Consider the following 10,979-nt stretch of genomic DNA (forward strand, 5'->3'; position numbering starts at 1 on the left):
ATCACTGCCTCGCGAACCGAATTCGACGAACGCATGGCCCGGGAGCCGGAGCCGGTCACGGCCTGACCCTCAGCCGGTCATACCCGGACGGCGAGCACCATGCCCTGCGGGGTGCGCTCATCGGGGCGCGCCTCGCGAAAGAACTTGGCGGTGGCGCGGAAACCATTGTCGGCCAGCGTTTCCGCGAAAGTGTCGGGAGCCCAGCGGTAGGCCGGGGCGACCTTGTGCGCGTATTCCGTGACACCCGTGGGCTCGTCGGCGGCTTGGAAGCCGAACAGTGCGTGCCCGCCCGGCCGCAGCACGCGCGCGAACTCGCCCAGCACCGCGGGCACCCGGGCCGGCGGAATATGAATGATGGAGTACCAGGCCACGATTCCGGCCAGTGCGGCATCCTCGAACGGCAGCCGCTCCATCGGCCCGACCTCGAACGGGATGTCCGGGTACAGCTCCCGGGCCAGGCGGATCATCTCCGGGGACAGGTCGAGGCCGGTCATCTCCAGCCCGGCCGCCGCGAGGTGCCCGGTGACCCGGCCGGGTCCGCAGCCGATATCGGCCACCGGTCCGATTCCGTTGTCCCGCACGGTTTCCGCGAACGCGTCGATCATCAGCCGGTCGAACGGATTGTCCTGCAACTGGCGCCGGAACAGCGACGTGTACAGCTCGGCCACCTCGTCGTAGGCGGTCCGGGTGACGACCATGTCCTCGGTTTCGATCATGCTTCGACCATAGGCGCCGCCCCGCCCCCGATCGATCCGGTGGACGGTGACCGCACCGGCTGATCCAGCCCGTTCAACAGCACTCGCACCGGGGCCTGCGGCGGTATCAGGGTCTGCAGCGGCAGCACCGCCAGCCGGGCCAGGCGGCGCAGGTCGCGGTGTAGGGCCGGAAGCCGGACATCGATGCGCCACAACGGATATCGATGATCCGGATGCTGCCAGCCGTCACGCAGCATGAGCTTGAGCACCCGCGGTGAGAGGGTGCGGGCGGTGGCGCTGGCCAGTTCCAGGCGCAGCAGTTCGTGGTCGCGGTCGATGCGGGCGCGATGCGGTTCCCCGGCGTCGACGGTGAGCTGCCCGGTCTCGCTGAGATCGGCGATGAGCCCGGCCAATTCCTCGAAGAACTGCGCCCATTCGCGATCCCGGGCCCGGTGCGCGGCGCGCTGCTGCTCGATGATGAGCCGGCGGTCGCGGTCGCCGGCGGGCACCAGGTACAGCTCCACGGTGTCCGGCTCGGTGACCAATCCCATGGTGAGGCCCGGGCTCTGCCAGACCGCCCCGTGCGCCTGCCCGAGCACACCGTGCCGCGGCAGGCCGAATTCGGCGCGGAATCCGTCCAGTGCCCGAGCGTAGGCGGCGGTGCGCTGCTCGCGGACCTCGGCGGGCAGACCCTCGTCGTAGAGGAAGGATTCGATGCTGTCGCTGAGGGTGATGCACACAGCTTCCAGGCGGTCGCCGTCGAAACAGAAGCGGGCGCGCGGATCGTCCACGCGTAGGTCGGTGTCGGTCCAGACGGTGCGTTCGCCGGAGTCGTTGTCGTGCACCGGTTTCCAGCCCGAGGCGGCGGTGAAACCGGCGAGGTCGGCGCGGGTCCAGGTCCAGTCGAAACTCCGGGCGGCGCGGGCGATCTCGATCCCGGCGGGCACATCCACCCGCAGCGGTCCGGCATCGAATTCGTAGGCGGCGTGATTGCGCAGGAATTCGGCGCGCTGGGTGCGGGAGGTGGGATGCGGCGGCACGCCCAGCGGCGCCACCTCGAGGTCGGGGCCGCCCTCGACCCAGGCGTCGGCGACCAGCTCGGTGATGGCGGTCGCGCCGACGGCGCGCAGGCTGTCCACGGTGCGGAGGGCCAGTCCGCTCATGGCGACGCTGCCCGCGCGCCTGGAAAGGCTCCGCGTCCAATTGGCTTCGCGCGGCGTCGTCCAGCCCTGATCGATCAGCGCCTGCTCGATCTCGGGGGTGTAGCGCCAGGTCGGATCGACGAATTCGCTGCGGGCCAGTTCGCCGGTCAACTGCTCGGGTCCGGCCTCGAACTGGATGAACCGCCCGCCCGGCAGGGTGAGCACCAACCGCCCGTCCACCGGCAGCGTCTCCAGGAATCCGGCCAGGCTCTCGGCGAAGCGCACCCAGCCGCCCGCGGCGGTGCGGCGGCGGGCGATCTCGTGGCGGCGGTCCATCCAATACCGCTGCGCCATCGGATTGATGAGCAGCAGGTCCACGGTGTCGACGCCGATGGTCAAGCCCGCGAAGACATTCGCGAACCGCCACGCCACCCCTTCGGCCGGTCCGGCGTCGGCCGCCTCGGGTTCACCCCAGTGCGCGGTGAGGGCGGCAGTGGCCTCGGCCAGCGCGGCCTCGAGCAGTTCCCGGCTGCCGAAGTCGGCGGGCGCGGGGCAGTCGGAGATGGTGATGCGCACGTGGTCGAGGCCGCGTTCGCTGCCCCAGAACATGGCCGAGTCCCACCACACCGCCAGTCCGGTGCGGGAGAAAACGGGACCGTCGCGCAGCGTTCCCACCGGTTGCGGACTACTCCATCCGACCAGTCGGGAGAATTCCGAGACATTTCCGGAGCCCCAGCGCCAGCCGAACCCGGCTGCCGCTCTGACGATCTCGACCGCACCAGCGGTATCGACACGCACCTCGAAACCCACTCGGTGACAGTAGCCCCGTCTCCGGCGGTGTAGGGAGGCGTTCCGGTGGCTATTAGTCTGTAGGTGGCCGGCGCTTCCCGATTTGGGGCGGACAATCCTCGGGAAGCCCGGCCACGGTCATGCTCGTACCCGAATATGTCAGTGTTCCAGCGGGAATCGTGAACTTCCCGCGTCGCCCGCCGGAATGATCGGCAATACCAGGGCCGAGGGATGGTCCGGATCGTGGTAGATCGTCTGGGTCGCGATCTGCGTATTCGCATTCAGCCCGAACGGATCACCGGTATTCGGATTGGGCGCGAACTGCGGGAAATCGCTGCTCGAGACCTCGACCCTGAGCTTGTACCCGGCCTTCACCAGATAGCTGGTCGGCCAGATGTCGATCGAGTACTTGTAAGGCTGCCCCGGCACGATCGGCGACGGATGCTCGAGCGAATCCCGGAACGCGGCCCGAATGATGCCGTTGTTGAGGTTCATGGTGGAACCGTCCGGGGCCACCGCCACCAGCTTCGCGGTGAAATCGGTGTCGGTCGCGGTGGATGCGGCCCACAGCGTCATCCGGATCGGGCCGGTGAGTTCGGTATCCGAGGTCATCGGCGCGGTGGTGTAGGTCAGCACATCCGAGCGCTGCTCCACCACGTACTGATCCACCGGTCCCTGCGGCCCGGTCGACGCGGCGCAGCAGGAGTGCCCGCCCGCACTGGGCACCGGATTGAGCGGGTCGTACTCGTAGCGGTCGGGCTGCTGCGGATCCTTCGGGGCGTCGGTGGTGAGCTCACCGAGGCGGCCTTGCATCGAGCTGGCGCCCTTGCCCGACAGGTAGTAAGTGGTCCACCGGGTGTTCGGCAGCGGCCACGCTGAGGCCGACTTCCACTTGTTCGCGCCCATGAGGAAGTAATCCACCACCGGCTGCCCGGAAACCTTGTTGTCCTTGCCCTTCAGGAAGTGGTCGTACCAGGCCAGCATGAGGTCGTTGATCGGGCTGTCGGCGGCCTCGCCGCCGGTGGCCAGCATGGGCGTCGTGATATTGGTGTCCGCGCGTCCCCAGCCGAGGTGATCCCACGGGCCCAACACCAGCCGCTGTCCGGCCCGCGCCTCGGGTGTGCCGCCGTTCGCGACCATCCCGGCGAAATTCTCCACCCCGCCCGCGAGGAACGCGTCGTACCAGCCCTCGAAATTCAGCACGGGGACTTTGACATTCGCGTATCTGTCCCGAATGCTCCACTGCTTCCAATAGTCATCGCGGGTCGAGTGCGAGATCCAGTCGTAGAACCATGGTGCGATCGTCGGATCGCCCGGGTGTAGTGGCGGAAACTGTTGATACGGACGGAAACCCAGCCACCGCGAGTAGTCGGCCTCGTCCGCGGCAAGCTGTTTGGCGGTCCCGGTATCCCCTCGGTTCAGCGCGGCGCTAGTTCCGATGGTCCCCATCGCCCACGGCTCGACGAATGCCAGCCGGAACGCCCCGCCCTCGTAATTCCAGCCGTCGTAATAGTCCGAGGACGTATTGGCCGGAACGATGGTGGCCAGATGCGGTGGCGCGGTGACGGCCGCAAGCCATTGCGTCGCACCGACATACGACGATCCGTACATCCCCACCTTGCCATTGGACCCCGGCAACCCGGCCGCCCACTCGACCGAGTCGTACCCGTCGTTCAGATCGTTCCCGAACTCGGTGAACGTCCCAGCCGATGCTCCCTGCCCCCGAATGTCCTGCACCACAACCAGATAGCAGTGCGAGGCGAACCAGTCCGGCGTCTGATACCGGTAGGGCTGAATCTGCGCCGCGGTCTTCCCGTACTGCGTGCGCATGAGAATCACCGGCACCGAATCCGAGGTCTTCGGCTTGTACACATCGGACTTCAACACCACGCCGTCCCGCATGGTCGCAGGCACGTTCTCCTGCTTGTCCACCGCGCACGACCCGCGCCCACCCGTAGGTGGCCAGCTGCTCGCGGCCGGTGTCGTCGAATTGTCCCCACCGCTTCCACACCCCGCGGCGACCAACGCGGCCGCCGCCACGACCGCCCCCACCCGTGCGATACGACCTCTCCCACAAAGGGTCATTGATCGACGGTAACCCCGCAGGCGGCCGCGGTCATCGACAATCAGGCAAAGCGGGCCGGTTCGACTATCCGCTATCCTCCGGTTTCCCTCATTTTTGGCGCAAACCCTGGTTCCGAGGACGACTTTCAGCGGATTTCGGGTGGCTGACCTGCGGGTACGGGGCACTTCGAAAGATTGTCGCTAATTTTCAGCAACGAAATCGCCGAAGCGGACGATAGGTACTTCGAGCGAGCGTGACGACGGGAACTGCCCCCGTCGTCGCGCCGCTTTTTCGCCCGCTCGAGCGAGAGGACCTGATGATGAGATCGATCCGAAGCGTGCTGGCCCTGATCGTGGCTTTGGTCGCACCGATGGTTGTCGCCGTATCCGGCGGTGGCGCAACGGCGTCGGCGGCGTTCGATCCGGCCGCATTCGATTTCTGGGTCGATTCCGCCATGGGGCCCATCAAGACTCGCGTGCTGCGCGCCGCCGACGGCAATACCAACCGGGTCGTCTATGCCCTCGACGGCATGCGGGCCCGGGAAGACCTGAACGGCTGGGAAATCGAAACCAATGTCGCGGAAGCCATGGCAGCGGCCAATATCAATGTGGTCATGCCGGTAGGTGGTCAGTCCAGTTTCTACGCCGACTGGAACGCTCCCAGCTCCTTCTTCGGCATTCCGCCCGGCACCGGCTCCGCCAATACCGGCTCCGGCGCCACCGACGCCCTCTCCGGCGGCCCCGGCAAAAGCTACCGCTACACCTGGGAATCCTTCCTCACCAACGATCTTCGCTGGGCCCTGCGAGATCGGCTGGGCTTCAACCCCAATCGCAACGGCGTCTTCGGCCTCTCCATGGGCGGCAGCGCGGCCCTCACCCTCGCCGCCTACCACCCCGACCAGTTCTCCTTCGCCGGCGCCTTCTCCGGCTACCTCAACATCTCCGCCCCCGGCATGCGAGAAGCCATCCGCCTGGCCATGATCGACGCCGGCGGCTACAACGTCGACTCCATGGCCCCGCCCTGGGGCCCCCAATGGCTCCGCATGGACCCCTTCGTCTTCGCCCCCAACCTGGTAGCCAACGGCACCCGCCTCTACGTCTCCGCCGCCTCCGGCCGCCCCACCGCCATGGACGGTCCCAACATGGGCACCGTCAACGGCATGGCCCTGGAGGCCTTGGCCCTGGCCAACACCCGAGCCTTCCAAGTCCGCATGGCCACCCTGGGCGCAACAAACGTCGACTACTCCTTCCCCGAGTACGGCATCCACGCCTGGAACAACTGGCAAGACGAGGCCTACCGAATGCTCCCCTCCCTCTCCGCCAACATCGGCTGACCTAGAGTCCGGCGTAAACCGAGATTCCCTGTGCAATAAGGTTTTCGGTACCTGATACGGTCACCGAGTACACCTCTTGCTCGCCAAGACCGGTGATCTCGGTGATCCGATCCCAGAAGACGTCATTGGTGCAGAGCATCGCGAGTTCGGGAGCACCCAGGATGTTCGCGGCTCGGGCCAGACGCGCCCGACTGGGCGAGTGCTTCCACATGGTTGAGCCGCAGAACTTGCTCCCCATGGCTGCTTGAAACTCACGATGAGTGATGCCGCCGGCGGCCAGGAGTGCTCGGACCTGGTTCCAGACCTCCTTGGGGATCGTATCCACGTTGGTGTTCGAGGTCATCGTCTCGAGCTCAACCAGACATGCCGCCCCTGCAACACCACGGGCACCGTGACAACCGACGCCTTCGAGGAAGGCGATCTGGTTCTCCCCGCCGTCAATCATCAGATGCCAGCAGTCCCGATACCCCGCCTTCGGGACCAGCTTGATACGGCCGTGCACTCCGAACCGGAGGAGCAGTGCCGCGACATCGTCAATGAGTCGAAGACTGGTCGAGGCGTAGTAGATTCGGGCTTGCCGTCCGGTCTTGTCCCAGCGGATGGAGCCATCGGTAGCCCAGAGATGTTTGAGGAAGAGGGCGACCTTGTCAGTCGGCATCGAGAAGACCGGATCGGGGACAAATTTCTCGTAGCTCCGCAATCCGAAGAGTCCGAGACCGTCGAGCCACTGCGCGATGGGATTGCGTTTCCCGTGCGTGAGTCGATACGGCGCAGGCAATCGAAGTGTCGTGACTCGCGCTGCCGCGTATTCATCCCGAATCGCAGTGACGCCGAAGTGGGTTGCGGCCTCGGCTACGGCAGTGAGGTTCTCTTCGTCGATGCTGGCGTACCGAATCGGCTGACGTTCGACGCAGGAGCCATCGCCGATCATGTGGGCCAACAGAATCACCTCGGAGTCGGGCATACCCTTGGTGCGCAGAGGTTTCGGAATACAGCGCGGAATGGCGATGCGATCATCGACCGCGAGCGCTCCCAACCGCGCCCAGCCATCGATGGTCAATAGGCGTGCTTCGGTGGTCATGTCGACCGAACGTCCGGAAGCCAAACGGAGACGGACGACTTCCGCATGGCCGCCGGAGAATACGTTCTCTACCGGTCGCGCAACACAGCGCATCTGTTTATCGAAGGACCACACTGACGCCCGTCGACTGCTGTGCAGGAGAGACTCCACCGATACGGGAACTCCGTTGTCGGCGCTAGAGACTCGCGTTGATGCTGTTAGACCGCCCAGTACACACGGCTCGAAGTCGTTGGCGCACTTGCCTTTTACTACCTCAGACGCTCGGTTCTTCGGCACATATAGACTCTAGATCGAACCCGCGTTCGAAGCATGCGAATTGTTTGCCGAGATACCGCGGACCGCGATCGATGTCAGCGCCCGACCCGGATCAGTCGAGTCCGCCGTGCTCGGCGTCCCAGCGGGCCCGGGCGGCTGCGACGCCGTCCATGTGCGCGCGTGACCATTCGGCCAGATAGAACGCGACTTCCGCGAGGCTCTCGCCCGATTCGGTGAGCCGGTATTCCACCTGCGGGGGAATGGTCGGGTAGGCGGTGCGTTCCAGGAACCCGTCGCGCCAGAGCCTTTTCGTGGTGAGGGTCAGCATGCGCTGGGAGATGCCGGGCACGGCCCGTTGCAGTTCGCCGAAGCGCCGGGTGCCCTTGCGCAATTCGACCAGTACCAGGACCGTCCATTTGTCACCGAGCCGGTCGAGGGTGTCGCGGATGCCGCAGTTGTCATCGCCACACGGCCCGGCGGGAATAGGGTCCGTGACCTCTTCGGTAACAGCGGTGTTCGTGAGTGACAGCAAAGTGCCTTCTTTCCGGGCCGTCGCGATGGCCGGATGCTCGGTCAGGTCGATATTCACGACATGGACAACGCAGGAAGTGGTTCGAATGATTCTGGTTACCGGTGTGTCGGGAGCCCTGGGCGGACTGGTGCTGGCGGGGCTGCGCGCCCAGCCGGATCTGGAGGTGCTGGCGGGCAGCAGTTCCGGCGACGGCGATGCCGTGCGCCGCCTCGACTTCGACGATCCCGCCACGCTCGCGGCGGGACTGGACGGCGTGGATGTGCTGGTGTTCGTCTCCGCCGGATACGCCGAGGACGATGTGGTGTTCGCCCGACACGGCGCGCTGGTCGCGGCCGCCGCGGCCGCGGGCGTTCGGCACGTGATCTACACCAGCTTGTCCGCCTCGGCGCACTACACCTCCATCTCGGTCCCGCACCTGTGGACCGAGAAGCAGTTGGCCGCAGCGCCTTTCGACGTCACCGTGTTGCGCAACGGCTTCTACAGCGAACTGACGGTGGGCCTGGCCGCGGACGCCGTCGAATCCGCCTCCGCCACCGGCGTTTTCGCCGCGCCGTTCGGGACCGGGCGGATCTCCGGAGTCTCGCGGCAGGACCTGGCGGAGGTGGCGGTCCGGGTGGCCGCGGAGACCGAGCGCGCACTGAAGGCCGACGAGGTCAGCCCGCACGCCGGTCGCACCTACGAACTGGAGGGCGTGGACTCGCTCGACGGCATCGAGATCGCCGAACTGCTGAGCGAATCCCTCGGCCGCCCGGTCGAATACCGTGACGTCTCGCTCTCCGATCTGCGCACGGGTCTGCTCGCCGGCGATCTGGACGCCTACCGGATCGGGCACAGCGTGTCGCTGTTCTCCAACCTGAAGGCCGGTTTCCTGCAGGCCACGAGCAGCGATCTGCCCGCCCTGTTGCCGACCGCCCCGCGCTCGATCCGCGCGGAGCTCGCCGCCGCGCTCAGTGCCGGGGCAGTTCCTGCGTGATCCGCCACAGCCGGCGCGGCAGTTCGCCCTCCTCGAACGAATGCCGTTCGCGCAGATCCCATCCCAGGGCGAGGGTGTCGACCAATTCGGCGGTGAAGAAGTGGACGGCGAACCCGCCGTGTTCGTAGATGTAGTCGCCGAGGGCCTTGCCGGTGCCGAAGTGGGCATCGTCGGTATTGCGGACGGTGTAGACGAAGACGCCGCCTGGTTTGAGCACCCGGCGCACCTCCGCGACCAGGTCGCGGATCTCCTGGGTGCTGAGGTTCATGCACAGCAGCATGTGCGCGTAGACGGCGTCCACGCTGCGGTAGGGGAGCGGAATCGGCTGGCGGACATCGTGTTCCAGGGTGCTGACCTGGTCGCCCAGCCCGGCCGCCTCCGCCCGCTCCCGCAGTTGGGCCAGCCCGATCGCACTGAAGTCCGCGGCGGTCACCCGAAACCCCTGGCGCGCCAGGTAGATCGCGTCCCGGCCGTGGCCCGCGCCCAGCTCCAGCACGTCGACCGCGCCGGACTCCCGGAAGGCCTTCGCGGCGTACACGGCGGCCGCCGAGGGCTCCTCGCCGTACATGCCCGGATGCTCCCGGTAGGTGCGCTGCCAGTGCTCGTGCTGGTCGCTCATGCATCCATCATGTCGGACCGGACAGCCGCCGGGGGCGGCGACGTGCGGGCCGCCTAGGAGGTGCGGCGACCGTCCGCGCCGTGCTGGCCGCCCATGATGTCGGAGCAGCAGCGAATGAAGTACCGCATCACCGGATCCGCCTCGGAGGCGTCGGGCCACACCACCGCCACCCGGGTCGGGCCGATGCCGTGCACCGGCCGGAACACCACGCCCGGGTACTCGGTGCGCGCGGTGGAGGCGGGGGTGAAGCTCACGCCGAAGCCATTGGCGATGGCGCGCAACCATTCCTCGGTGCTGCGGGCGATGGCCCCGATGATGGCGGTGTCGGCGGGTCGCGCGTCCAGGCCCATCCAATAGTCGCGCCACCAGCCGGTTTCCGCGGGGGAGGCGACATACGGCTCGTCCCACAGCTCCCGGAAGGCGATATCGTCGCGCTCGGCCAGCGGATGGTCCTGCGCCAGCGCGATCCAGCGCGGTTCGGCGAACAGCTCGCGCAGGTGGTACTCCTCCTGGCCGGGAAAGGGCAGGCGCAGCAGGGCGACATCCACATCGCCCTCGTCGAGCCCGGCGGTCGGATCGGTCCAGCCGCCCTGGTGGATATCGACCTGCCAGTCCGGGTGCAGGCGGTGGAAGACCCGGATGATCTCCGGGATGTGCGCGTCGGCGGCGCTGTTCACGCAGCCCAGCCGCAGCACCCGGGAGGCGCGGCTGGCATCGCTCTTGGTGTCGCGCAGTATCCGGTCCCACGAGGCCAGCAGGGCCGGGACCTGTTCGGACAGTACCTTTCCCGCCGCGGTCAGCGTCCAGCCGGCGCGGGACCGGATGAACAGTTCCACACCCAGCTGCTGTTCCAGCTGTTTGATCTGGGTCGCCAGCGCGGGCTGCGCGACATGCAGTCGCGCGGCCGCCCGCGGCAGGTTCTCCGCATCCGCGACTGCCAGGAAGTAACGCAGCAGTCGCGTGTCGATATCCATGCCACCAGGTTAGGAACAGGGCAACCGGTAGGCATACCCCATGGCCTGGAAGGCGGGATTCAGCCGGGATGCTATCGGCAGTTCTCCGGCAAGGATGGCGGCGGCGGTGAAATCGCCTCGCCGTTCAAGGGCTCGGATTCGGCTCCGCGCTACTGTGCAGTGAGTTGCGAGAAGTTAGCCAGGAGGCGATCCGGACGAGCACCGAGCGGCCGCACCATCCACAGCACCGGCGCGTGCAGCGCAGCCGGGGCCCGGTGTCGCGCACCCTGTACGGGGCCACCCGCCGGGCCGCGGGATCCATGGACCGCTGGCTCAAACGGGTCAGCCTGGAGACCGCGACGCCCCCGGAGGAAGCGCCCACGCCGGAGGAGCCGCCCGTCTCCCAGGACCTGCTGGACCTGCTGCGCTACCTGGGTGTCGCGCTGATCCGCTCCGGCGAGACCACGAATCGGGTGCAGGACATCCTCGACGATCTGGCCCACCGCTACGACGTCGACGAGGTGCACTTCTTCGTGCTGCCC

General features: G+C 67.1%; 10 protein-coding genes. 3 read left to right on the top strand and 7 right to left on the bottom strand.

Features of this window, described 5'->3' with window-relative positions; all coding sequences use genetic code 11:
• Positions 1-77: 77 nt before the first annotated feature.
• From ON43_RS35345 to ON43_RS35355, 3 genes are all read right to left on the bottom strand, one after another.
• Positions 78-716 carry a class I SAM-dependent methyltransferase gene (locus ON43_RS35345; RefSeq protein WP_040814672.1) on the bottom strand — a complete coding sequence of 213 codons (639 nt, stop codon included), beginning with the start codon at positions 714-716 and terminating at the stop codon, positions 78-80.
• On the bottom strand, positions 713-2,647 hold the full coding sequence (locus tag ON43_RS35350) for a DUF6301 family protein (protein WP_040814673.1): 1,935 nt from the start codon (positions 2,645-2,647) through the stop codon (positions 713-715). The genes ON43_RS35345 and ON43_RS35350 overlap by 4 nt, the downstream gene beginning before the upstream one ends.
• Positions 2,648-2,785: 138 nt before the next feature.
• The gene (locus ON43_RS35355) at positions 2,786-4,711 is read right to left on the bottom strand and encodes a CocE/NonD family hydrolase (protein WP_083913999.1); all 1,926 of its coding nucleotides are present in this window, start codon (positions 4,709-4,711) and stop codon (positions 2,786-2,788) included.
• 299 nt (positions 4,712-5,010) lie between these two features.
• Here ON43_RS35355 and ON43_RS35360 point away from each other — a divergent pair, with 299 nt between their 5' ends.
• Complete coding sequence (locus ON43_RS35360; protein WP_040814682.1) at positions 5,011-6,024, top strand: alpha/beta hydrolase; 1,014 nt, start codon at positions 5,011-5,013, stop codon at positions 6,022-6,024.
• A gap of 1 nt (position 6,025) precedes the next feature.
• On the opposite strand, the gene ON43_RS35365 is transcribed toward ON43_RS35360, so the two are convergent.
• Positions 6,026-7,381: an LAGLIDADG family homing endonuclease gene (locus ON43_RS35365; RefSeq protein WP_083914001.1), complete on the bottom strand. Its 1,356-nt coding sequence runs from the start codon at positions 7,379-7,381 to the stop codon at positions 6,026-6,028.
• 91 nt (positions 7,382-7,472) lie between these two features.
• Positions 7,473-7,949, bottom strand: coding sequence for a winged helix-turn-helix transcriptional regulator (locus ON43_RS35370; RefSeq protein WP_245568894.1), 477 nt, complete (start codon positions 7,947-7,949; stop codon positions 7,473-7,475).
• A 28-nt stretch (positions 7,950-7,977) separates the two neighbouring features.
• On the opposite strand from ON43_RS35370, the gene ON43_RS35375 reads away from it, so the two are divergent.
• Positions 7,978-8,865, top strand: a complete 888-nt coding sequence (locus ON43_RS35375) for an NmrA family NAD(P)-binding protein (protein WP_040814676.1) — start codon at positions 7,978-7,980, stop codon at positions 8,863-8,865.
• Here the strand turns inward: ON43_RS35375 and ON43_RS35380 are convergent.
• On the bottom strand, positions 8,840-9,484 hold the full coding sequence (locus ON43_RS35380) for a class I SAM-dependent methyltransferase (RefSeq protein WP_040814677.1): 645 nt from the start codon (positions 9,482-9,484) through the stop codon (positions 8,840-8,842). The two genes, ON43_RS35375 and ON43_RS35380, sit on opposite strands and share 26 nt — an antisense overlap.
• Before the next feature lie 53 nt (positions 9,485-9,537).
• On the bottom strand, positions 9,538-10,458 hold the full coding sequence (locus tag ON43_RS35385; protein WP_040814678.1) for a LysR family transcriptional regulator: 921 nt from the start codon (positions 10,456-10,458) through the stop codon (positions 9,538-9,540).
• Positions 10,459-10,691: 233 nt separating this feature from the next.
• On the opposite strand from ON43_RS35385, the gene ON43_RS35390 reads away from it, so the two are divergent.
• The coding region (locus ON43_RS35390; RefSeq protein WP_040814680.1) for a hypothetical protein at positions 10,692-10,979 on the top strand (288 nt) is incomplete at its 3' end.

This window comes from Nocardia concava NBRC 100430, assembly GCF_000308815.1.
Classification (GTDB): Bacteria; Actinomycetota; Actinomycetes; order Mycobacteriales; family Mycobacteriaceae; genus Nocardia; species Nocardia concava.